At 74.9% G+C, this 22035-nt stretch carries 22 protein-coding genes and 1 pseudogene; 15 read left to right on the forward strand and 8 right to left on the reverse strand.

What is annotated here, in order from left to right; all coding sequences use genetic code 11:
- Positions 1–248 precede the first annotated feature (248 nt).
- The 7 genes and pseudogenes from KG103_RS00910 to KG103_RS19150 form a co-directional block, all read left to right on the forward strand.
- The gene (locus tag KG103_RS00910) at positions 249–1691 is read left to right on the forward strand and encodes an MFS transporter (protein ID WP_207340309.1); all 1443 of its coding nucleotides are present in this window, start codon (positions 249–251) and stop codon (positions 1689–1691) included.
- Positions 1692–1748: 57 nt separating this feature from the next.
- Positions 1749–2267: a MarR family winged helix-turn-helix transcriptional regulator gene (locus tag KG103_RS00915; protein ID WP_207340210.1), complete on the forward strand. Its 519-nt coding sequence runs from the start codon at positions 1749–1751 to the stop codon at positions 2265–2267.
- 36 nt (positions 2268–2303) lie between these two features.
- Positions 2304–3083, forward strand: coding sequence for a MerR family transcriptional regulator (locus KG103_RS00920; RefSeq protein ID WP_207340211.1), 780 nt, complete (start codon positions 2304–2306; stop codon positions 3081–3083).
- Positions 3084–3162: 79 nt separating this feature from the next.
- Complete coding sequence (locus KG103_RS00925) at positions 3163–3732, forward strand: small multidrug efflux protein (protein WP_207340212.1); 570 nt, start codon at positions 3163–3165, stop codon at positions 3730–3732.
- 105 nt (positions 3733–3837) lie between these two features.
- On the forward strand, positions 3838–4482 hold the full coding sequence (locus tag KG103_RS00930) for a hypothetical protein (RefSeq protein ID WP_207340213.1): 645 nt from the start codon (positions 3838–3840) through the stop codon (positions 4480–4482).
- Positions 4483–4550: 68 nt separating this feature from the next.
- Positions 4551–5003, forward strand: a complete 453-nt coding sequence (locus tag KG103_RS00935; RefSeq protein ID WP_207340214.1) for a VOC family protein — start codon at positions 4551–4553, stop codon at positions 5001–5003.
- A gap of 224 nt (positions 5004–5227) precedes the next feature.
- Positions 5228–5638, forward strand: a pseudogene (locus KG103_RS19150) (serine hydrolase); the annotation flags it as partial.
- On the opposite strand, the gene KG103_RS00945 reads toward KG103_RS19150, so the two are convergent.
- Positions 5583–6464: an alpha/beta hydrolase gene (locus KG103_RS00945; RefSeq protein ID WP_207340215.1), complete on the reverse strand. Its 882-nt coding sequence runs from the start codon at positions 6462–6464 to the stop codon at positions 5583–5585. The pseudogene KG103_RS19150 and the gene KG103_RS00945 overlap by 56 nt on opposite strands.
- 137 nt (positions 6465–6601) lie before the next feature.
- Between KG103_RS00945 and KG103_RS00950 the strand changes: the two genes are divergently transcribed.
- Positions 6602–7714, forward strand: coding sequence for a DNA glycosylase AlkZ-like family protein (locus tag KG103_RS00950; protein ID WP_207340216.1), 1113 nt, complete (start codon positions 6602–6604; stop codon positions 7712–7714).
- A 97-nt stretch (positions 7715–7811) separates the two neighbouring features.
- On the opposite strand, the gene KG103_RS00955 is transcribed toward KG103_RS00950, so the two are convergent.
- Together KG103_RS00955 and KG103_RS00960 are read right to left on the reverse strand one after the other, a co-directional pair.
- Positions 7812–8678, reverse strand: a complete 867-nt coding sequence (locus KG103_RS00955) for a metal-dependent hydrolase (protein ID WP_207340217.1) — start codon at positions 8676–8678, stop codon at positions 7812–7814.
- Positions 8679–8956: 278 nt separating this feature from the next.
- Positions 8957–9331 carry an ArsR/SmtB family transcription factor gene (locus KG103_RS00960; protein ID WP_207340218.1) on the reverse strand — a complete coding sequence of 125 codons (375 nt, stop codon included), beginning with the start codon at positions 9329–9331 and terminating at the stop codon, positions 8957–8959.
- A 100-nt stretch (positions 9332–9431) separates the two neighbouring features.
- Between KG103_RS00960 and arsM the strand changes: the two genes are divergently transcribed.
- On the forward strand, positions 9432–10217 hold the full coding sequence (gene arsM / locus KG103_RS00965; protein WP_207340219.1) for an arsenite methyltransferase: 786 nt from the start codon (positions 9432–9434) through the stop codon (positions 10215–10217).
- Positions 10218–10331: 114 nt separating this feature from the next.
- On the opposite strand, the gene KG103_RS00970 is transcribed toward arsM, so the two are convergent.
- The 4 genes from KG103_RS00970 to KG103_RS00985 all read right to left on the reverse strand — a co-directional run bounded on the left by KG103_RS00970 (position 10332) and on the right by KG103_RS00985 (position 13476).
- Positions 10332–10751, reverse strand: a complete 420-nt coding sequence (locus KG103_RS00970; RefSeq protein WP_207340220.1) for an arsenate reductase ArsC — start codon at positions 10749–10751, stop codon at positions 10332–10334.
- Between the two features lie 16 nt (positions 10752–10767).
- Positions 10768–11784, reverse strand: a complete 1017-nt coding sequence (locus KG103_RS00975; RefSeq protein WP_207340221.1) for a metalloregulator ArsR/SmtB family transcription factor — start codon at positions 11782–11784, stop codon at positions 10768–10770.
- Positions 11781–12878 (reverse strand): ACR3 family arsenite efflux transporter, encoded by a 1098-nt coding sequence (arsB, locus tag KG103_RS00980; protein WP_207340222.1) that lies wholly within the window; start codon positions 12876–12878, stop codon positions 11781–11783. The genes KG103_RS00975 and arsB overlap by 4 nt, the downstream gene beginning before the upstream one ends.
- A gap of 115 nt (positions 12879–12993) precedes the next feature.
- Positions 12994–13476 (reverse strand): hypothetical protein, encoded by a 483-nt coding sequence (locus KG103_RS00985; protein WP_207340223.1) that lies wholly within the window; start codon positions 13474–13476, stop codon positions 12994–12996.
- 137 nt (positions 13477–13613) lie between these two features.
- On the opposite strand from KG103_RS00985, the gene KG103_RS00990 reads away from it, so the two are divergent.
- A complete protein-coding gene (locus tag KG103_RS00990) occupies positions 13614–14381 on the forward strand; it encodes an alpha/beta hydrolase (protein WP_207340224.1) in 768 nt (255 codons plus the stop codon).
- A 176-nt stretch (positions 14382–14557) separates the two neighbouring features.
- On the opposite strand, the gene KG103_RS00995 is transcribed toward KG103_RS00990, so the two are convergent.
- Positions 14558–15298, reverse strand: coding sequence for an alpha/beta fold hydrolase (locus tag KG103_RS00995; protein WP_207801227.1), 741 nt, complete (start codon positions 15296–15298; stop codon positions 14558–14560).
- Between the two features lie 90 nt (positions 15299–15388).
- On the opposite strand from KG103_RS00995, the gene KG103_RS01000 reads away from it, so the two are divergent.
- The 5 genes from KG103_RS01000 to KG103_RS01020 all read left to right on the forward strand — a co-directional run bounded on the left by KG103_RS01000 (position 15389) and on the right by KG103_RS01020 (position 22034).
- Positions 15389–16360, forward strand: a complete 972-nt coding sequence (locus tag KG103_RS01000) for a helix-turn-helix transcriptional regulator (protein WP_207340225.1) — start codon at positions 15389–15391, stop codon at positions 16358–16360.
- A 205-nt stretch (positions 16361–16565) separates the two neighbouring features.
- A complete protein-coding gene (locus KG103_RS01005) occupies positions 16566–18020 on the forward strand; it encodes a pyridoxal phosphate-dependent decarboxylase family protein (RefSeq protein ID WP_207340226.1) in 1455 nt (484 codons plus the stop codon).
- A complete protein-coding gene (locus KG103_RS01010; RefSeq protein ID WP_207340227.1) occupies positions 18017–19375 on the forward strand; it encodes a lysine N(6)-hydroxylase/L-ornithine N(5)-oxygenase family protein in 1359 nt (452 codons plus the stop codon). The genes KG103_RS01005 and KG103_RS01010 overlap by 4 nt, the downstream gene beginning before the upstream one ends.
- Positions 19372–20094 (forward strand): GNAT family N-acetyltransferase, encoded by a 723-nt coding sequence (locus KG103_RS01015; protein ID WP_207340228.1) that lies wholly within the window; start codon positions 19372–19374, stop codon positions 20092–20094. Before KG103_RS01010 ends, KG103_RS01015 begins: the two co-directional genes overlap by 4 nt.
- Positions 20091–22034 carry an IucA/IucC family protein gene (locus KG103_RS01020; protein WP_207340229.1) on the forward strand — a complete coding sequence of 648 codons (1944 nt, stop codon included), beginning with the start codon at positions 20091–20093 and terminating at the stop codon, positions 22032–22034. Before KG103_RS01015 ends, KG103_RS01020 begins: the two co-directional genes overlap by 4 nt.
- The last annotated feature ends 1 nt before the right edge of the window (position 22035 follow it).

Below are 22035 nucleotides of genomic sequence, written 5' to 3' on the forward strand. Positions count from 1 at the left end.
ACCTCCAGGGGTCGGAGGGCGCGGGTCGATCCGCGCAACATGCTGAGGTTACCTCACCATGAGCAATAGTCACCTCTCAGGTATTCCGTCGCCGTCCGGCCACCCGCATCCTGAGGATGTACGGGATCGGCACCGCCGAGGCGCCGGTACCCCGACGACTTCTGCGGCCGGCGACGGTCGACCCCGGCAGACGTCACCCGCCCAGGAGGTCTCCCGTGCCCGACGACGGCAGCTCCCCGCCGACCGCGATGCGCACCTTCGCCCACCTGCTCGCCAACACCGCGGTGGCCAACCTCACGACGAACTACCTGTGGTGGGCCCTCACGTTCTGGGCGTACCTCGAGACCCGCTCCGTGCTGGCCACCGGCCTCATCGGCGGGGCGTACATGCTCGCCGTCTCGTTCAGCGCCGTCTTCTTCGGCAGCTTCGTCGACCACCACCGCAAGCTCGTCGTCATGCGGGCCTCGACGGTGTTCTCGTTGCTCGCGTTCTCGCTCGCCGGCGGGGTCTTCCTGCTCGTGCCGGAACGGACGCTTCTCGACCTCGGCGCGCCGTGGTTCTGGGTGTTCGCGGGCATCATCCTCATCGGTGCGGTCGTCGAGCACATGCGCAACCTCGCGCTGTCGACGAGCGTGACGATCCTCGTCCCGGACGAGGACCGCGCGCGGGCGAACGGCCTGGTCGGCACCGTGCAGGGGATCTCGTTCATCGCGACGAGCGTCGTCAGCGGCCTGTCGATCGCGCTGCTGGGCATGGGCGGCACCGTCGTCGTCGTCCTCGGCCTCCTCGTGCTGACGATCGCGCACCTGATGGTCGTGCGCTTCCCCGGTGACCGGGTCGCCGCCGCGACGGAGGGGACGGGCCGCGCGGCGATCGACCTGCGCGGGTCGATCGCCGTCGTGCGGGCCGCGCAGGGCCTGTTCGCGCTCATCGTGTTCGCGACCTTCAACAACCTCATCGGCGGCATCTACATGGCGCTCATGGACCCCTACGGGCTGGAGCTGTTCTCGGTCGAGATGTGGGGGTTCATGCTCGCGCTCGGCTCGACCGGCTTCCTCGTCGGTGGTGCGGTGGTGGCGGCCCGGGGCCTGGGGCGCAACCCGATGCGGACGATGCTGCTCGTCGTCGTCGTCATGGGGGTGCTGGGGGCCACGTTCACCGTCCGGGAGTCGGCGGTGCTGTACGTCGCCGGGCTCTTCCTCTACATGTGCCTCATCCCCGTCGTCGAGGCCACCGAGCAGACGGTGCTGCAACGGGTCGTGCCGTTCGAGCGGCAGGGCCGGGTGTTCGGCCTGGCGATGGCGCTGGAGAGCGCTGCCGCGCCGGTGGCGGCGTTCCTCGTGGCGCCCCTCGCCGAGGTGTGGATCCTGCCGTACGCACGCTCGGACGCGGGCCGGGAGGCACTGCGCCCGCTGCTCGGCGAGGGCGAGGCCCGCGGCATCGGGCTCGTGTTCCTCGTCGGCGGTCTGACGATGGCGCTCGTCGCCGCGCTCGGGCTCCGCTCACGGGCGTACCGGACGATCTCGCGGACGTACCGGGAGGCAGCGCCGCAGGACCCGGGGGACCCGGACGGCTCCGGTGGGGAAGGGGCCCCGGTCGGCGCGGCGTCGGTGGCCGGTGCCTCCGAGGAACGTGACGGCGAGGGCGGGCGGCCGGTGGTCCAGGAGGCCGCCCTGCCGAACGACCGCTGAGCGTGCCTCACCGTGAGTGATGGTCACCTCTCGAGGGTTCCCCGGTAACCTCGAGGCGTGACGGACGACGCGCAGGAACCGGACGGCGACCAGCCGCGCCCGGGTGACTGCGCGCCCCCCGCGGGCACCGCGGGACGGCCCCGACCCGACCGGAACCGTCCCTCCGAGCCGTCCGAGGAGCTCCTCGAGCTCCTGCACGACGTGCTGCGCACGGTCCGCCGGGACGCCGCCGAACGGCTCGGCGACGACATCACCCCCGGCCAGCTGCGCCTGCTGCGCACCCTCGACCGGTGCGACCGCCCGCAGCGCCTCGGCGAGCTGGCCGTCGCCCTCGACGTCGCGCCCCGCTCCGTGACCTCGAAGGTCGACCAGGCCGAGCAGGACGGCTGGGTCCGGCGCGTCCCCGACCCCGACGACCGGCGCGCGACGCTCGTCGACCTCACCGACGCCGGCCACGACCTGCTCGACCGCATGTCCGCACGCCGCCACGAGGGTGCCCGCGCGCGGCTCGAGGTGCTCGACGCCGACGAGCAGCGCACGCTGCTGGACCTGCTGCGGCGGGTCGCCCGCGACTGACAGACTTCGGCACCGCCGGCAGACGAGGAGCGCCCCATGGCCTGGAGCACCAGCGAGCTCGCCGACCTGGCGGGGACGACCGTCAACACGATCCGGCACTACCACCGGCTCGGCCTGCTCGCCGAGCCCGACCGCCGGTACAACGGGTACAAGAAGTACGGCGTGCCGCACCTGGTGCGCCTGCTGCGGATCCGGCGCCTCGCCGAGCTGGGCGTGCCGCTCTCCGAGGTCGACCGCGTGGCCGACAGCGCGGGCACGGCGGATCGGCTGCGCGAGGTGGACGCCGACCTCGCCGCGAAGATCGAGCAGCTGCAGCAGGCGCGGGGCGAGATCGCCGCGATCCTCAGCAACAACGCGCCGCCCGACGTGCCCGCGGGGTTCGCGTCGGTGGCGGAGCACCTCTCGGAGGTCGACAGGTCGGTCATCCACATCTACTCCAAGCTCTACGACGAGAGCGCGCTGGCCGACCTGCGGGACATGGTCGCCGAGGACGCCGAGGCCGGCGACGACGGCAAGGAGCTCGACGCGCTGCCCCCCGACGCGGACGAGCCGACGCGCCAGCGTCTCGCCGAGACGATCGCGCAGGGCATCGCGCGCAACCTCGTCGACTACCCGTGGCTCAGCGACCCGGCCGGGCACCTGGCGACGAGCGGGCGCGTCGCGCAGGAGACGTTCGTCGAGGCCGTGACGGCGCTGTACAACCCGGCGCAGCGGGACGTGCTGACACGCGCCGCCGTCCTCGGGCACCAGATCGCGCAGGAGGTCCTGGCGGCGCGCGGCGACGCCGACGGGGAGGGGTCGCCACCCACCCCTTGACCCTGTTCCGAGAACACGGTGTCTCCTCGGGTCGTGATCGAGAACCGCTCGATCCGTGACTCGCACAGGAGACGACATCATGACCTCGTTGCAGGAGCTCATCGTCAGGTTCCAGGAGCTCGTGGCCCAGGTGCCCGAGTTCTTCCAGCCCTTCATCGTCGCGCTCGCCGGCGCCATCCCATTCGTCGAGGGGGAGCTCGGCGCGATGGTCGGGCTCGTCGGAGGGCTGCATCCGGCCGTCGCGGGCGTCGCCGCCGCCACCGGCAACTTCCTGTCCGTGGCCCTCGTGGTCGCGTTCACCGCACGGGCCCGCACGGCCGTCGTCCACCGGACGCGCGTGAAGGCGACCGTCGGCGGCCCGGCCACCCCGGACATCCAGGCGGTCGACGGGTTCGCCGAACCGGAGCCCGCCCAGCCGCTCTCGAAGGGGCGCCAGCGCGTCCTCACGTGGCTCAACCGCTTCGGCGTCCCCGGGGCGAGCATCCTCGGTCCGTTCGCGATCCCGACGCAGTTCACCGCGGCGATCCTCGTCGCCGGCGGGAGCCCTCGCCGCTGGGTCCTGCTCTGGCAGGCCGTGGCCATCGTGCTGTGGACGACCCTGACCACGGTGGGGCTCTGGCTCGCGCTCACCCACGTCGTGGGGGTCTGACGACATGAGACCCCGGATCGGGAACTCGCAGCGATGTCGCCGTCGCGGCCCCTGTGGCCGCGGCGGCACCCGCACACCCGAACCGGAGGACAACGAGGAGGACCCATGACACGCAGGACCGCGACGGTGCAGCCCGGCGACGGGCACGCGCTGACGCCCTACCGCCCCTGGCAGCTGCTCACCCGCTCCCTGTTCCACCTGCACCTGACTGACCCGGCCGGTGCACCGCGCACCTGGTCCGTCGACGTCCGGCACGGCGGTGACGACGACGGCGAGGTGCGGGCCGAGCTCTACCTCGACGGTCTGCGCCACGCCACGGCGACGCTCCCCGCGGCCTTCCCGGTGCCGGACGGCGCGATCGAGGTCGCGACCAGCGGGTACGGGCTGCGGCGCATCCACCACGTGCGGCACGACGGGTCGGTGCGGCAGCTCGTGCCCGACCCGGCCTCGGCCGAGGGGTGGCGTGCCCGCCTGGACCGGAACCACCCGGCGCTGAGCCGCGCCCTCGCGCTCGCGTCGGTGAGCGTGCTGCTCGTCGCGCTCGTGCTGGGCGCCCCGCAGATCGTCGAGCAGCTCACCGCGATCCCGCCCGTCGCGCAGGTCATCGGCCCGTGGACCGGCCCGTTCCGCCTGCCGGAGACGGCGAACATCGCGCTCGTGGTCGCCACGATCGCCGCGAGCACCGAGCGCGCGCTGCGGCTGCGCTACAGCCGGATCCTCGACGGCGGGTTCTTCAGCGGCGGCGAGTAGCGACCGGGAGGTGACCACGGCCCGCCGGGTCGGGTGCGGATGTCGCACCCCGGTGCCAGCATCGGGCCATGAGCGACGACACCTTCGGCACGATCCCGCCCGGTGAACACGTCTCCAGCGGGGCGCCACGCCTGCGCGCCACGTCGATCAGCATCAGCACACCGCGTCCGCACGAGGCCGCGCGGTTCTACGCGCGGCTGCTCGGCGGGCGGATCACCCACCTCGACGAGGCGGCGCCCGACGACCCGCTCGGCATCAGCTGGGCCCAGGTCCAGCCCCTGCCGGGGGACGTGGGCATGACGATCAACCTCGAGCACGAGCGTGAGTGGAGCCCACCGGTGTGGCCCGCGCGCCCCGGCGAGCAGCGCTCGACCCAGCACCTGGACATCCAGGTCGACGACCTGCCCGCCGCCGTCGCGTGGGCGCTGGAGTGCGGCGCGCGCGAGGCGTCACCGCAGCCGCAGGACGAGGTGCGCGTCATGCTCGACCCGGACGGCCACCCGTTCTGCCTGTTCCTGTGAGCGAACCGACGCGTCGTCCGCCGACGCGTCGCGGCGTGCTGGGGATCGGCCTCGTCGCCCTCGCGGCCGCGTGAGCCCCGGCCCGTCCCGACGCGGGCAGGACGCCGCCGCCCACGCGCGCGCCCACCGCGTCGGCGGCCCCCACGCCGCCGTCGTCGCTCGACCTCACCGCCGCGCTTGCGGACGTCGAGGCGCGCCACGGCGTACGGCTCGGGCTGCACGCGCTGGACACCGCGCAGGGCCGGACCGTCAGCCACCGCGCGGACGAGCGGTTCGCGTTCTGTTCGACGTTCAAGCCGCTCGCGGCGGTCGCCGTGCTCGCGTCCCGGGGCGTCGGCGGGATGGACGAGATCGTGCCGGTCACCGCGGACGACCTGGTGACGTACTCGCCGGTCGCCGAGACGCGCGTCGGTGCCGGCATGTCATGGCGCGAGCTGGGCGACGCGGCCGGCCGGTACAGCGACAACACCGCGGGCAACCTGCTGCTGCGCGGCGCCGGAGGGCCGGAGGGCCTGACGGCCTGGCTGCGGGGCGTCGGCAACGACGTCACGCGCAGCGACCGCTGGGGGGTGGCGGCGCTCAGCGCCCGAGGCGGTCGGCGAGGAACCGGCCGGCGCGGTCGAGGGCGAGGTCCGCCTCCTCCAGCCGTCCGGCGAAGTGCTGGAAGACGTGCGGCGCCCCGGCGACGACCTCCAGCACGACGTCGACGTGCGCCGAGGCGGCGCGTGCCGCGAGCCGGGTCGCGTCGTCGAGGAGCACCTCGTGGGAGCCCACCTGCACGAGCAGCGGCGGCAGTCCGTGCAGGTCGGCGTGCAGAGGGCTCGCGGTGGGATCGGACGGGTCGGCGCCCCCGAGGTAGAGGGCGGCGATCTGCGCGATCCCCGCCGCATCGAAGATCGGGTCCAGCGCCTCATGGGTGCGCAGGCTCTCGCCGGTCAGCGTGAGGTCGACCCACGGCGACATCGCGACGACGGCGGCCGGTAGCGGCAGGCCGGCGTCCCGCGCGCGCAGCAGGACGGCCAGGGCCAGGCCGGCGCCGGCGGAGTCGCCGGCCATGGCAAGGCGCTCCGGCGGGTCCTGGTCGAGCAGCGCCCGGTAGGCGGCCACTCCGTCGTCGACCGCCGCCGGGAACACCGCCTCGGGCGCCAGCCGGTAGTCGAGCGAGACGGCGCTCGTCCCCGCGCGCCGGGCGAGGGCGGTGGCCAGCGCGAGCCCGGAGCGCGCCGAGCCGATCGAGTAGCCGCCCCCGTGCAGGTAGAGCAGCGTGCCTGCCGTCGTCGTCGGAGGTTCCGCCCTCAGGCCGGGGACGCCGCCGACCGTCACGGGAGTCACCGTGACGTCAGGTGCGGCGGGTCGCGCGCAGTAGGCCTCGAACCCCGCCCGCTGCTCCGCGAGGGACGCGGCCGCCGCGTCCCCGCCGCGCAGCTCGCGGTCGATCTCGAGGAGCTGGTTCTCGGACATGCCGCCCCCGGACGTCGTTCCGATCTGTCCGTCCGACCGTACGTGCGGGCACCGACACGAGCTGCCAGCGGGCCCGGAACAGCAGCGCCGGCACCCGGCACTTCCGTCGAGCCCGGGCCTGCGGCACGCTGATCGATATGCGCGACGACGAGTCGGCGGGAACCGCCACGCGAGCCCAGGCCCTCGCGTGGCGGTTGGGGCGCCACGGGCTGGTCCCGCCCGGGGGGTCCACGGCCGAGGACGTCGTCGGTGGGCTCGTCGCGCTCCCCGCGCAGTCCGACGTCGACCTCGCGGTGCGGACGCGGCAGGCGGCGCCCGCGGAGGGGGAGGTCGCCGCGGCGCTCGCGGACGGCCGGCTGATCCGGACGTTCACCTTCCGCGGCAGCGTGCACGTCATGACGCCGGACGACGCCGCGGTGCACCTGGCGGTCCGGGGCTCCGGGCGGCAGTGGGAGCTGCGGAGCTGGCGCGAGTACTACGGCCTCGAGCCGCAGGACTGGCCGGCCTTCCGCGCCACCGTCCGCGAGGTCCTCGACGACGGCCCGCTCACGCACGACGAGCTGGTCGCGGCGCTCACCGCGCGGCCCGCGTACCGGCACCTCGGGCCGGCGGTCGAGGGCGGGGCGTGGGCCCTGCTCAAGGCGCTGGCCTGGCAGGGGGACCTCTGCCTGGGACCCACCCGCGACCGTCGCACGACGCTGCAGGCGCTCGCGCACGTCCCCGGGTGGCCGGGCATCCCGGACCTCGACGACGCCGGGCCCCGCGCGGTGGAGGCGTACGTCCGCGCGTACGGCCCGACGACGCCCGACGGCCTGCAGTACTGGCTCGGGAACGGGCTGAGCGCGGGACGACGGCTGGCGCGGTGGACGGCCGACGTCGGGGACCGGCTCACCACCGTGCAGGTCGGCGGCCGCGACGCGCTGGTGCTGCGCGAGGACGTCGACGACCTGCTCGCCGCCGAGCCGACCGATGCGGTGCGGCTGCTGCCCGGGTACGACCAGTGGGTGCTCGGCCCCGGCACGGCGGACCGCGACGTCGTCCCTCCCGCGTGGCGGACCGCGGCGACCCGCGGGACGCCGCTGGTGGTCGTCGGCGGCGTGGTCGTCGGGACGTGGGCCGAGCGCGACGGCGACCTGACCGTGCGGTGGGCGCACGAGGGCCCGGCGGCCCGGCGCGCGCTCGACGACGGCGTCGACCGGCTGGCGGTGGGCCTCGGTCGTCCGCTGCGGGTCACCGTCGAGGCGGGGTAGCGCGAGCGGGCCGACCTGCCAGGGACGGCGGGTCGGCCCCCGGGTGCGGTGTCACGGGCGCCCACTGTCGACGGTGGCGCCGGTGGCCGCAGGCCCGTCAGCCCGGGAGCGGCGCCGTGCCGATGACCGCGGCCGTCGCGACCACGGCACCGGCGAGCTCGACGACACGGCCGAGGACCGCGTCCGCGTCGTAGCCCAGCGAGGTCAGGGTGCCGGCGGCCACCGCGGTGGTGACCCCGTACGTCGCGTACAGCCCGACCGGTACGACCATCAGCCACTCGCGCCACGACCCGGCCGACCCCAGCACGGGCAGTGCGACGTTGCCGCCCGAGCGCCACACGTCGCGCAGCACCGGGGTGCGTCGCCACCAGCGCGGCGGGCGCGGCTCCCACGGCCACAGCAGCGGCACCCCGCCCGTGGTGAGCAGGTCCCCGACGACGTGCACGCTCGCCCCGAGCCCGACGGCCACCGGCAGCCACGTCCACTCCGTCGGCGCGGCGACGGTGACGAACCCGGCCAGGGCGAGGGCCAGCGCCCACGCGTGCAGGCGTCGGTTCCCCCCGAGCCGCAGCGCCTGCGCCGCGAACGCCACCAGCAGCAGCGACAGCACCCCGGCCCCGAGCGCGAGCTCGCCCAGCGCCTCGGTGTCGACGGTCAGGTGCCCGGCCGCCCACGCGACACCGGTGAGCACCGCGACGCCCAGCAGCGAGTGCGTGCCGTTGCGGTGCCCGCCCGCGACGGCGCCGACGGCGTCGCACACCCACTGCGAGACCGGCGGCAGCGAGTTCGCGATCGTCGCGTCGTGGTGGTCGGCGTCCGGGGCGAGCGCGGCACCCGCGCACACGAGCGCGCCGGCCACGACGCCCAGCGGCGACACCGGGTACCACCCGAGGGTGTACGGCGCGGTGGAGGCGACCGCGACCCACGCGGCCGCCCCGCACGCGGCGTGGTGCGCCCCCATCATCGTGCGGCCGGTCCCGTCGCGTCCGTGCGGCGGGGCGGGACGGTGGCGGCGAGCACGCGGACCTCCGGTGCAGGTCAAGGGGGTGGGTGACGCCCCACCTCAGCCGTTCGGGTGACCAGCGTCAAACGCCCGGTGTGTCCCACCGGGGCGTGTCCCACACCGGCACGCTGCCACGCCCGGCGGGTGCGGCCACCGTGCACGCCTCGGGTCGCGCCCGGCCTCCTGGGTCGCGGGCTACGTCGTCGGTGACGTCGGGAGCGCGGACCGGTGCAGCGTCGTCATGCGTCGACCGCGTCGAGCAGGTGCGCACCGAGGTGGGCGGTGAGCGCCCGGACCGCGTCGGGGACGAGGGTGTAGTACGACCAGACCCCGCGCTTCTCCCGGGTGACGAAGCCGGCGTCGGTGAGCACCTTGAGGTGGTGGGACACCGTCGGCTGCGACAGCCCGACCGGCTCGGTGAGGTCGCACACGCACGCCTCGCCGCCGTCGTGGGCGGCGATGAGCGACAGCAGCCGCAGCCGCGCCGGGTCGGCCAGGGCCTTGAGCGTGCGGGCGGTGCGCTCGGCGTCCTCGGCGCTCATCGTCGAGCCGGTGGCGGGGCTGCAGCAGCCCGTCGACGCGGTCGAGGTCACCGGGAGCAGGTCGAGAGCCATGCAGGCATCATGCGCCACGCATTGACGCCTGTCGATGTTGACAGCCGTCGATGCCTGGTCCACTCTCGGGTATCGACGGGCATCAATATGAGGAGAAGTGATGGCACAGGACATCCGGGAGCAGGTCCGGGCGCGCTACGCGCTGGCAGCCGTGCAGGGCAGCGGGGACGCGGGCTGCTGCGGCGGGGACCCGGTCGGGGGGTGCGGGCCGACGGACGGGCCGACGGACCTGGTGATCGACGAGCGGTTCGGCGCCGCGCTGTACGGGGCGCAGGACGCGGCGGCGGTGCCGGCCGAGGCGCTGGCGGCGTCCCTGGGCTGCGGCAACCCGCTGATGGTCGCCGAGCTGCGCGAGGGTGAGCGGGTGCTCGACCTGGGCTCGGGCGGCGGGATCGACGTGCTGCTGTCCGCCCGGCGGGTCGGAGCGACCGGGTTCGCCTACGGCGTCGACATGACCGACGAGATGCTGGACCTGGCCCGCGCCAACGCGGCCAAGGCCGGTGCGACGAACGTGGAGTTCCGCAAGGGCACGATCGAGGACCTCCCGCTGGACGACGCGACGGTCGACGTCGTCATCTCCAACTGCGTGGTGAACCTGTCCCCGGACAAGCCGGCGGTGCTGGCCGAGGCGTTCCGGGTGCTGGTGCCCGGCGGCCGGTTCGGGATCTCGGACGTCGTCGCCGAGGACCATCTCACTCCCGAGCAGCGCGCCGAGCGCGGGTCCTACGTCGGGTGCATCGCCGGGGCGCTGTCGCGCACCGAGTACCTCGAGGGCCTGGCGGCGGCGGGGTTCGTCGACGCCGAGGTCGAGTTCACCCACACCGTGGCCGACGGCATGCACGGCGCGATCGTGCGCGCCCGCAAGCCCGCACCCCAGGACGCGTGATCGACGGCGGTTCACCAGCGCGAGCCGCCCCCGGGCGTGGCCGGTCCCGCTGCCCGGCGCGAACCGGACGCGAGGGCCGCACCCACCCGGGGTGCGGCCTTCGCCGCGTCCGCGTCAGGCGGTGACGGGCTCCACGCCGAGCTCGGCGAGCAGGGCCAGGACGCGGCCGCGGATCTCGTCGCGGATCGGGCGGACCGCCTCGATGCCCTGGCCGGCCGGGTCGGCCAGGGCCCAGTCCTCGTACCGCGTGCCGGGGAAGATCGGGCAGACGTCGCCGCAGCCCATGGTGACGACGACGTCGGACGCCTCGACCGCGTCGGCGGTGAGGACCTTGGGGCGCTCGGCCCGGATGTCGATGCCCTCCTCGAGCATCGCCTCCACGGCGACCGGGTTGATCTTCTCGGCGGGCAGGGACCCGGCGGAGCGGACCTCGACGGCCCCGCCGGACAGGTGCCGCAGGTACCCCGCAGCCATCTGGGAGCGGCCGGCGTTGTGCACGCAGACGAACAGGGCGGACGGCTTGGTGTCGCTCATCGGGTCTCCACGGGGGTCACGTGCTGGGCAGGGTCAGGTCGGGCAGCAGGTCGGTGAGCAGCGCGCGGACGCGCCGGTCGATCTCGTCGCGGATCGCGCGGACGCCGGCCTCGGAGGCGAGGGCCGGGTCGCCGACGACCCAGTCCTCGTACCGCTTGCCGGGCAGGACCGGGCAGGTGTCGCCGCAGCCCATGGTGATGACGACGTCCGCCGCCCGGACGGCGTCGTCGGTCAAGGGCTTGGGGAACGCGTCGTCGTCCGCGCCGAGCTCGGCCAGCAGCGGGCGGACCGCGGCGTGCACGTCCGCGGCGGGCGTCGACCCGGCGGAGCGGACGGTGACGGCGTCGCCGGCGTGGTGGCGCAGCAGGGCGGCGGCGAGCTGGGAGCGGCCCGCGTTGGCGACGCACACGAACAGCACCTGCGGGCGGGTGCCCGCGGCGTCCAGCGACCGGGCGGTGTCGGTCAGCCGCTGGCGGGCGAAGCGCTCGGCGTTGACGACCAGGTGCGAGCGGAGCGCCGAGGACCGGGCCAGACCGGTGTAGGACTCGCGGACCACGCTGAGCACCGCCCCGGGGTCGCGGTCGGGGAAGGTCGCGACGAGCCGGTCGGCGATCCGCACCAGGGCGTCCTCGGCGTCGGTGAGGCCGGCCAGCGGCACCGCGGTCGCGGCCTGCGCCGCGGCCGGGGCGAAGGAGTCCAGCAGCGTGGTGACCGCACCGCGCAACGCCGGCTGCACGCGGTAGTACACCCAGGTCCCGCGGCGCTCGGACGTCAGCAGGCCGACGTCCTTGAGCAGCCTGAGGTGGTGGGACACCGTCGGCTGGGAGACGTCGGCGACCGTGGCCAGGTCGCACACGCACGCCTCACCGGTCGGCGTGGCGGCGATGAGCGACAGCATCCGCAGGCGCAGCGGGTCACCCAGCGCCTTGAGGGTGGCGGCGACGTGGGCCGCGGCGTCGGCTCCCATCGCGCGGTCGGCGGGCGAGGTCTGCGGTGTGCAGCCACCGCCCGCGGTGACGTCGGTCGTCGTCATGAGCGTGCCTCCTGCGGCTCGGCGGCGGAGGGGGAGGTCGGGGAGGGCGGGAACCAGCGGTCCCGCGCCCAGAGGCTGACGTAGACCAGCGCGACCAGGACCGGGACCTCGATCAGCGGACCGACCACACCGGCCAGCGCCTGGCCCGAGGTCGCGCCGAACGTCCCGATCGCCACCGCGATCGCGAGCTCGAAGTTGTTGCCCGCGGCGGTGAACGCCAGCGTCGTCGACCGCGCGTAGCCCAGCCCGAGGCCACGCCCGGCGGCCAGGCCCACGGCCCACATGACCCCGAAGTAGACCAGCAGCGGCAGCGCGATCCGGGCGACGTCGAGCGGTCGCGACGTGACGGCCTCACCCTGCAGGGCGAACAGCAGCACGATCGTGAACAGCAGCCCGTACAGCGCCCACGGACCCACCCGCGGGACGAACCGCTCCTCGTACCAGTCGCGCCCGCGCGCCCGCTCACCGATCCACCGGGAGGCGAAGCCGGCGAGCAGCGGGATGCCGAGGAACACGGCGACGTTGACCGCGATCTGCCCCACGGAGACGTCCAGGCCCGCGGAGTCCAGACCCAGCCAGCCCGGCAGCACCGTGAGGTAGAACCAGCCCAGCAGCGAGAACGCCACCACCTGGAACACCGAGTTGACCGCGACCAGCACCGCGGCGGCCTCACGGTCGCCGCAGGCGAGGTCGTTCCAGATCACGACCATCGCGATGCACCGTGCGAGGCCCACGACGATCAGCCCGGTGCGGTACTCGGGCAGGTCGGGCAGCAGCAGCCAGGCGAGCGCGAACATCAGCGCCGGCCCGACGACCCAGTTCAGCGCGAGCGAGCTCACCAGCAGGCGCCTGTCACCCGTCACCGCGGCGACCCGGTCGTAGCGGACCTTCGCGAGCACCGGGTACATCATCACCAGCAGCCCGAGCGCGATCGGCAGGGAGATGCCCCCGACCTCGAGGCGTGCGAGCCCGTCACCGAGAGCGGGGACGAACCTGCCCAGCACCAGGCCGGCGACCATGGCCGTCCCGATCCAGGCCGGCAGCCAGCGGTCGAGCATCGAGAGGCGCGGCCTCCCGTCGGCTTGGTTCGACATGGCTCTATATTGACAGAGATCAAACCAACGCCGCGCGAACGCGGGATGACGAGTCGTCGTCCCGCGTGCGCACCGCGGCCGGGTCAGCGGACCCGGGCGAGCCGGCGGCGGTCGGCTACCGCGCTGCGCGGGCGGGTGCGGGCCGGCGTGCGGCCAGCACCACCGCGGCGACGGCGGCGCAGGACGCGACGCCCGCGACGACGCGCAGCGCGACACCCGTCGACGAGTGCACGCCACCGGACACCCCGAGCTCGTCGGCCACGGTCATGCCCGTCGAGAACGTCACGACGAACCCGACCGGCCCTCCGAGCGCGAGCAGGACCAGGTAGGCGGCAGCCACCGCGCGGGCGGGCGGGCGCAGCCGTGCGACCAGCACCACGCCGACGGCCGGCAGCAGGACGCCGAGCGCCACCGCGACGAGCACGAGCGTCCGCGCGGACCGCCAGTCGCTCCCGGCCAGCGCGTGCTCCAGCTCGGCGGGGGTGAGCCAGGGGGCCGCGGCCCGCGGGTCGAGCACCAGGGCGTCGACGCCGAGCAGGACGGCGTAGCCGGCGACGAGCACGCTACCGGCCAGCGCGATCACGGTCCGAGCAGCCACGCCCGGACGGTAGGCGCGACCGCGCCGTCGGGGCGTCCTCCCGTGGTCGGACGCCTCGTCCGCGGCACGCGCGGAGCTCCCGGGCTACGGTCGGACCAGGCCCACACGAGGACCAGGCCACGGAAGGACCACCGGCGATGGCGCTGCTGACCTGTCACTTCTTCTCCGAGGCACTGGGTGTGAGCACGGCCGCGACCGTGCTGCTGCCCGAGTCGGCGCGCGGTCAGATCGGCATGGGTGGCGCCGACGTCGAGGGCCCACCGCCCGTGCTGTACCTGCTGCACGGGCTCTCGGACGACGAGACGATCTGGACGCGCCGCACGTCGATCGAGCGGTACGTCGCCGAGCGCGGGCTCGCGGTCGTCATGCCGCGTGGTGGGCGGTCGATGTACGCGGACGAGGTGCACGGCGGCGGGTACTGGACGTTCCTGTCGCAGGAGCTGCCGCAGGCCGTGCAGCAGTTCTTCCGTGTCTCCGACCGCCGCGAGGACACGTTCGTCGCCGGCCTGTCGATGGGTGGGTACGGCGCGTTCAAGTGGGCGCTGCGCGAGCCGTGGCGGTTCGCGGCGGCGGCGAGCCTGTCGGGGGCGCTGGTCGTCGGCGGGGAGCGGGCGCGGTTCGTGCGCGACGAGCTCGTGCCGCACGTGTGGGGCGGCGCCGACCCCGCGGGCACCGACGACGACCTGCTCGCCCTGCTCGACCGCGCCGATCCGGCCACGCTGCCCGCGCTGTTCGCGACGTGCGGGGCGCAGGACGACCTGCTGGACACGCAGCACGCGTTCGTCGAGCGGGCCGCGGCGCGGGGTGTCCAGGTCGAGGCGCACGTGCACCCGGGTGACCACGACTGGGCGTTCTGGGACGAGCACATCGTGAACGTCCTCGACTGGCTCCCGCTGCGGCGGTGAGCGGGAGGCGCCTGCTGCCGCGGGGTCCCCTGGCGCTCGACGGCCAGCTCAGATCAGCTCCAGCACCGGTCGGGCTCTCGGACTCGTCGACGGCGCGAACCCCGTGAGGTGAACACGCCGCCGAGGTCGGTGCGCTCGCCAGCAGGCCGACGTAGGCCGGGCCCAGCCCGGCCCGCCTACCCGGCGACCGACCCCAGCACCTCGGCGAGCTCCGCCGGCCGGCTCACCATCGGCCAGTGCCACGTCGGCAGCTCGACGTACGTCCAGTCGCCGTCGACCATGTGCGCGAGCGCCGGCACGTGCTGGCCCATCTCGCGCATCTGCTCGACGCCGAAGGTGCACAGCACCCCGGTGCGGGGCAGCCGCTCCCACGCGCCCGTCAGCGTGACCGGCTCGGTGGCGGTCCGCCAGGGCTGGGGCTGCGAGCCCGCGACGAGCGTGGCGACCGTCGCGTCGTCGACCTCCGGCACGTCGGCGGCGAGCGCGGCCCACGGCGGCGGCGGGAGCCTCCAGCCGTCGCCGTCGGTCATGACGACGCGCTCGTTGGCCGAGCGGGCCTCCGGCCCGTCGAAGTCGGCCTGGGCCGTGCCGTCCGGCAGCGGGCCCGTGTCGACGTACACCAGGCGGGCCACGCGCTCCGGCGCGCGGTCGGCGGCGCCGGTGATGACGAGCCCGCCGTAGCTGTGCCCGACGAGCACGACGTCGTGCAGGTCGTGCTCCTCCAGGAGGCGCACGACGTCGTCGACGTGGGTCGTCAGGTCGGTCTCGGGAGTGGCGAGGTGGGCGCGCTCGCCCATGCCGGTGAGGTCGACGGCGTGCACGGCGTGGCCCTGCTCCCGCAGCGAGTCCGCGACGCTGCGCCAGGCCGAGGCGCCGAGCCAGAAGCCGGGGACGAGGACGTAGGTGGTGGTGGTCATGACCGCGACGCTACGGTTGATTGTGGACAGGATCCGCCCGGTATGCAGAACGCGCCCGACGGGACACCGCCCGCGGTGCGGAGGAGGCTCGTGACCCGCCCGACCGCTCGCGTCCTCGCGATGCTCGAGCTGCTCCAGACGGGCAGGCAGCGCACGGTCGCCGACCTCGCCGCCGCGCTCGGGGTCGACGAGCGCACCGTCCGCCGCTACGCCGAGCACCTGGCCGACCTCGGCATCCCCGTCGAGTCGCAGCGGGGCCGGTACGGCGGGTACCGGCTCGCGCCCGGCCACAAGCTGCCGCCGCTGATGCTCACGGACGACGAGGCCGTGGCCGTGGTCCTGGGTCTCACGCTCGCGGAGCGTGCGGGCCTCGCCACCACCGGCAGCGTGGCGGCGGCCGGCGCGCTGACCAAGGTGACGCGCGTCCTGCCGCGGGCCCTGAGCGGACGGATCGAGAGCCTGCTGTCGACCGCGCAGTTCACGGCGCCGGTCCGTGCCGCCGTGCCCGCCGGCACGGACACGCTCCTGCGTCTGGCCTCCGCCGCGCAGGCGCGCCGCACCGTCACCATCGCGTACACCGCCTGGGACGGCCGGGAGTCGCGGCGCGAGCTCGACGTCTACGGCGTGGTCCTGCACTCCGGCCGCTGGTACGTCACCGGGCTCGACCACGGTCGCGGCGAGGTGCGGACGTTCCGCCTGGACCGCATCGCCTCGGTCGAGCAGGCCGACGGCTCCTACGACGTGCCTGCCGACTTCGACGCCGGTGAGCGCGTGGTGGCGGGCATCGGGGCAGTGCCGTGGTCGCACGAGGTCGCCGTCGTGCTGCGGACCACCCTGGCGCAGGCGCGCGAGCAGTTGCCGCCCAGCGTCGGGCGCCTGAGCGAGCACGCCGACGGTGTCCTGCTCGAGGCGCGCGCCGAGCGCCTCGACGGCATGGCTCGCATGCTCGCCGGGCTGGGTGGGGACTTCGAGGTCATCACCCCGGACGGTCTGCGCGACGAGGTCGCGGCACTGGCAGACCGCCTGCGGGCCGCCGCGGGACGCCGGGTGGCGCGTCCCTGAGTGGGGCCGCGGTCCCGGCGACGAGGCGCTGACCTGGACGGATGTCCACCGGGTGAGCCCGTGCCGACGTCGGCCCGGACGTGGGGCGCCCGGCGGACCGACCCTTGACGAATCCTCCTGTTCGCGTAGGTTAGCCGCGCCTCACTTAGGTGCACCTCACAACGCGGGCGATCCGTCGCGCGTGTCCGTCCAGGGGAGTAGACGCGTGCACGAGCTGCTGTCCGCCGCGAGCGCCGACGCCTACGTCGACGCGCTGCGCGGCACCGTCGACCGGGTCGCGACCCGGTTCCGCACCACCACCCAGCCGTTCTCCGGTGCGAGCCGCGAGCACCTCCAGGTGCTCGTCGACGCGGTCGACCTCGACGGCCCCGGCTGCGGCACGCCCGCGGCGCTGCGGGAGGTCGACGAGCTGTTCGCGCAGCACGCGGTCTGGTTCCACGACCCTGCCTACACCGCCCACCTCAACTGCCCGGTCGCGCTGCCCGCGGTCGCGGCCGAGGCCGTGCTCGCGGCGGTCAACCCCAGCGTCGACACGTACGACCAGTCGACCGTCGGCACGCTCATGGAGCGCCGGCTCGTCGCGTGGACCGCGGGACGCGTCGGGTTCGTCGCCGGGGGCGGGGTCTTCACGTCGGGCGGGACGCAGTCGAACCTGCAGGCGCTGCTGGTCGCCCGCGAGCACGCCCTCGCGACCCGGCCCGGGGCGGTGCTCGCGGACCTCGTCGTCCTCGCGTCGGCGTCCAGCCACTTCTCGGTGCAACGGTCCGCGCGCCTCCTGGGTCTCGCGCACGACGCGGTCCGCCTGGTGCCCGTCGACGAGCGCGGCCGCATGCGCCCCGACGCCCTGGCGATCGCGCTGCGGCACGTCGAGCGCGACGGCCGCCACCCCATGGCCGTCGTCGCCACCGCGGGCACCACCGACCGCGGCTGCGTCGACCCGCTCGCTGCCGTCGCGGACGTCTGCGACGCCGCCGACGTGTGGCTCCACGTCGACGCCGCGTACGGGTGCGGTCTGCTCGTCAGCCGCACGCGCCGGCACCTGCTCGACGGTGTCGAGCGCGCCCGCTCGGTGACCGTCGACTTCCACAAGGCGTTCTTCCAGCCGGTGTCGTCCTCCGCGCTGCTCGTGCGGCACGCGGCGGACCTGCGGCTCGTCGCCCACCACCACGACTACCTCAACCCCGCGGGCGAGGACGAGCCGAACCAGGTCGACGTGTCGCTGCAGACCACCCGCCGGTTCGACGCCCTCAAGCTGTGGGCGACGCTGCGCGCGCTCGGGCCGGACCGGCTGGGGGAGATGGTCGACGCGACCATCGACCTGACGGCCGCCGTGCACGACGTCGTCGACGCCGACCCCGACCTGCGGCTGCTGTCGCCCACCGACCTGTCGACCGTGCTGTTCCGCTACCAGCCTTCCGGGCTGGACGACGCCCGCGCGGACGCCCTGGTCGGGCGGGTGCGCCGGGTCCTGTTCGACTCCGGACGTGCCCTGGTCGCCCGCACCACGCTCGACGGCCGCCCGTGCCTCAAGCTCACGCTGCTCAACCCCGCGACCACGGTCGATGACGTCCGCGGCGTCCTGGACCTCGTGCGGCAGACCGCCGCCGCGCTCCTCGAGGGCGAGGAGCTGCTCCGCCAGGACGAGGCGGTGGCCCGGTGACCGCGCGCGCGACCGTCCGTCCCGACGCCCCCGTGCACGACGTCGTCGGCGTCGGGATCGGCCCGTTCAACCTGGGCCTGGCCGCGCTCGCGGACCCCCTCGACCTCGACACCGTCTTCCTCGACCGCGCCGCGGAGTTCCGCTGGCACCCCGGCATGATGCTCGACGGCGCGACGATCCAGGTGCCGTTCCTCGCGGACCTCGTGACGATGGCCGACCCGACCAGCCGGTACTCGTTCCTCGCGTGGTTGAAGGCCACCGGGCGGCTGTACCCGTTCTACATCCGCGAGAGCTTCTACCCGCTGCGCGCGGAGTACGACGCGTACTGCCGCTGGGTCGCGCAGCAGCTGCCGTCCCTGCGCTGGGGGAGGAACGTGACGGCCGTCGAGGGCGACCCGCACGACGACGACCTCTACGTCGTGCACGCCCGCACCGCCGAGGGCGTCGAGTCCTACCGCACGCGCCACGTCGTACTCGGCGTCGGGACGCAGCCCGTGGTGCCCGCCGCCCTGCGCGGGCTCGACGGGCCGGTCGTCCACTCGTCGCAGTACCTGCCGCACCGCGACCGGCTGCGCGCGGCCGGGTCGGTCACGGTCGTCGGGTCCGGGCAGTCCGCGGCGGAGATCTACCGCGACCTGCTCGACGCGACCGGCCCCGGCGGTCCGCGCCTGGACTGGGTGACGCGCTCGCCGCGGTTCTTTCCGATGGAGTACACGAAGCTGACGCTGGAGATGACGTCGCCGGAGTACACCGACCACTTCCACGCGCTGCCGACGGCCCTGCGCGACCGGCTCTCGCGCGAGCAGCGCGGCCTGTCCAAGGGGATCAGTGCTTCCCTCGTCGACGACATCTACGACACCCTCTACCGCATGAGCGCCGCCGGGCCCGTGCCGACGACCCTGCTGACCGACACCGAGGTGCGCCAGGCGGTGTGGGACGGGGAGCGCTACGTGCTGCGGCTGCACCACGCGCAGCTCGGCGTCGAGCACGAGCGCACCACTGAGGCGCTGGTGCTGGCCACCGGCTACGCCGCGCAGGTCCCCGACGTCGTCGCACCCATCGCCGAGCGCCTCGACCACGACGAGCACGGGCGTCTCGCGGTCGCGCGGGACTACTCGGTCGACGGCGGCCGCCGCCGCGTGTTCGTCCAGAACGGCGAGGAGCACACGCACGGAGTGACGGCGCCGGACCTGGGCTTCGGTGCGTGGCGGTCGTCCACGATCCTCGCCGCGGTGTGCGGCCGCGAGGTGTATCCGCGTGAGACGCGCATCGCGTTCCAGGACTTCGGGGTGCCCCGGGACGGCAGCCCGGCGCCGGCCGGGACCGTCGGTGCGCTCGCCGGGACGGGCGCATGAGCACGCCACGCTCGCTGCCGACCGAGCCGCTGTCGGCCCCGACGGTCCGCGACGAGGCGTGGCGACGCATCGGGCCCGTCCGCCTCGACCGCGTCGTCCCCGAGCGCGACGCCCTCACGCTGCACCACTGGCTCACGCACCCCGCGTCGGCGTTCTGGCAGATGACCGAGCTGGGCCTCGACGACGTCCTGGCGTACCAGCAGCGGCTCGCCGCGTCGACCGACGAGCACGCGTGGATCGGCCGCGTCGACGGCCGCCCCACGTTCATGGTCGAGACGTACGACCCGTCGCGCGTGCTGCTCAAGGGCCTGTACCGCGCCCGTGCGGGCGACGTCGGGATGCACCTGCTGGTTGCGCCGCCGCAGGGCGCGCCGTTGCACGGCCTGACCGACGCCGTCATGGCGGCGACCATGCGCTTCTGCTTCGAGACGTTGCGCGCCCAGCGGGTCGTCGTCGAGCCGGACGTGCGCAACACCGCCATCGCCGTGAAGAACGCGGCGGCGGGGTTCCGCGTGGTCCGGGAGATCGACCTGCCGGGCAAGCGGGCCGCGCTGTCGGTGTGCACGCGGGAGGACTTCGCCGCGAGCCGCCTCGGCAGCCGCCCGCGCCGCACGACCGCTCCGGGCCCCACCGCTCCGGGCCCCACCGGTCCGGGCGCCACGGTGCGCGGCACGCCGGTCGTCCCCGGCGCCCGCACCGCCCGGGAGGACGGGCGATGACGACCCGCACCGCACCCGCACCCCGCACGGCACCCGCCGCCCGCACCGCCCGCCCCGCACCCGCCGCCCGCACCGCCCCCACCCCGCACCCCGCCGACCACCTGACGCCCGAGCACCTGGCCGCCGCGCAGCGGCACCTGGTCACCAAGGCGCTGGCGGAGTTCGCGCACGAGCGTCTGCTCGCCCCGGCGCGCGACCGTGCGGCCGGCCCGGACGCGTACGTCGTCGGGCTCGACACGCCGGCGGGAGACGTCGCCTACCGGTTCCGCGCGCGACGCCTCGCGCTGGAGCACTGGGTGATCGACCAGGGGACGATCACCCGGCAGGTCGCGGGCGCCCCGGCCGACCTCGACGTGCTCGACCTGGTGCTCGAGCTGCAGCCCTTGCTGGGCATCGGCGACGACCTGCTCGCCGTGTACCTGGAGGAGCTGTCCGCGACGCTCGCGAGCGCCGCGTACCGGCGTGCGCACGGCGGCCCGACCAGCGCCGAGCTGCTGCACGCCGACCTGGCGACCGTCGAGCAGGCCATGACCGAGGGGCACCCGTCGTTCGTGGCGAACAACGGGCGGATCGGCTTCGGCGTCGCCGAGCACGACGCCTACGCGCCCGAGGCGGGCCGGCCCGTGCGCCTGGTGTGGCTCGCCGCGCGGCGCGCGCTCAGCCACGTCGCCACCGGCGCGGGGCTCACGGAGGACGCGCTGTACCGGCACGAGCTCGACGCCCCCACCCGCGCGCGCTTCGAGGCGCGGCTGCGGGTGCTGGGCCTCGACCCCGCCGACTACCGGTACCTGCCCGTGCACCCGTGGCAGTGGGAGCACCGCGTGGCCGTGACCTTCGCCCCCGACGTCGCGCGCCGCGACCTCGTCCTGCTGGGGGAGTCCGACGACACCTACCGCGCGCAGCAGTCGATCCGCACGTTCCTCAACACCGACCGCCCGGACCGGCACTACGTGAAGACGGCCCTCGCGATCCAGAACATGGGGTTCCTGCGCGGGCTGTCACCGGCGTACATGCGCGCGACGCCCGCGATCAACGACTGGGTCGCGGACCTCGTGGACACCGACCCGGAGCTCGTCGGGTGCGGCGTCCGCGTCCTGCGCGAGCGCGCGTCCGTCGGGTACACGGGCGACGTCTACCACCGCACGCCGCAGCCCAACGCGCACCGCAAGATGCTCGCGGCGCTGTGGCGCGAGCAGCCGTTCGCGTACCTCGCCCCCGGGCAGCGCGCGACGACGATGGCCGCGCTGCTGCACCGCGACGCCGCGGGCGACGCGTTCGCGACGGCGGCCGTCCGCGCGTCCGGGCTCGACCCGGCCGACTGGCTGCGCGCCTACCTGCGCGTCTACCTGCGCCCGCTCGTGCACTGCGTGCGCGCCCACGACCTGGCGTTCATGCCGCACGGCGAGAACGTGCTGCTCGTGTGGCAGGACCACGTGCCCGTCGGCGCGCTGCTCAAGGACATCGGCGAGGAGGTCGCGGTCCTGTCCGCCCGCCCGCTGCCGCCCGAGGTGGAGCGCGTCCGGGCCGTCGTCGACGACGACGAGAAGGCGCTGGCGATCTTCACGGACGTGCTCGACGGCGTGCTGCGGCACCTCGCCGCGGTCCTCGTCACCGACGGCGTGCTCACCGAGGGCACGTTCTGGGGCGTCGTGGCCGAGACCATCGACGCCCACGCCGCGGACCACCCCGACCTGCCGTCGGGCGTCGACCTGCGCGCCCCGCGGTTCGCGCACTCCTGCCTCAACCGGCTGCAGCTGCGCAACACGCTGCAGATGGTCGACCTGGCCGACCAGTCGTCGTCGCTCGTCTACGCCGGGACGCTGGCCAACCCGGTCGCACGCGGTGCCGTCGCCGGGCACGACGACGACCGGACGGGTGAGGCGGGCGGGCCGACCGCCGAGGCACCCGTCGCCGCGGGCGCGACCCCCGGGACTGTCTGAC

The organism is Cellulomonas wangleii (assembly GCF_018388445.1).
GTDB classification, from domain to species: domain Bacteria; phylum Actinomycetota; class Actinomycetes; order Actinomycetales; family Cellulomonadaceae; genus Cellulomonas; species Cellulomonas wangleii.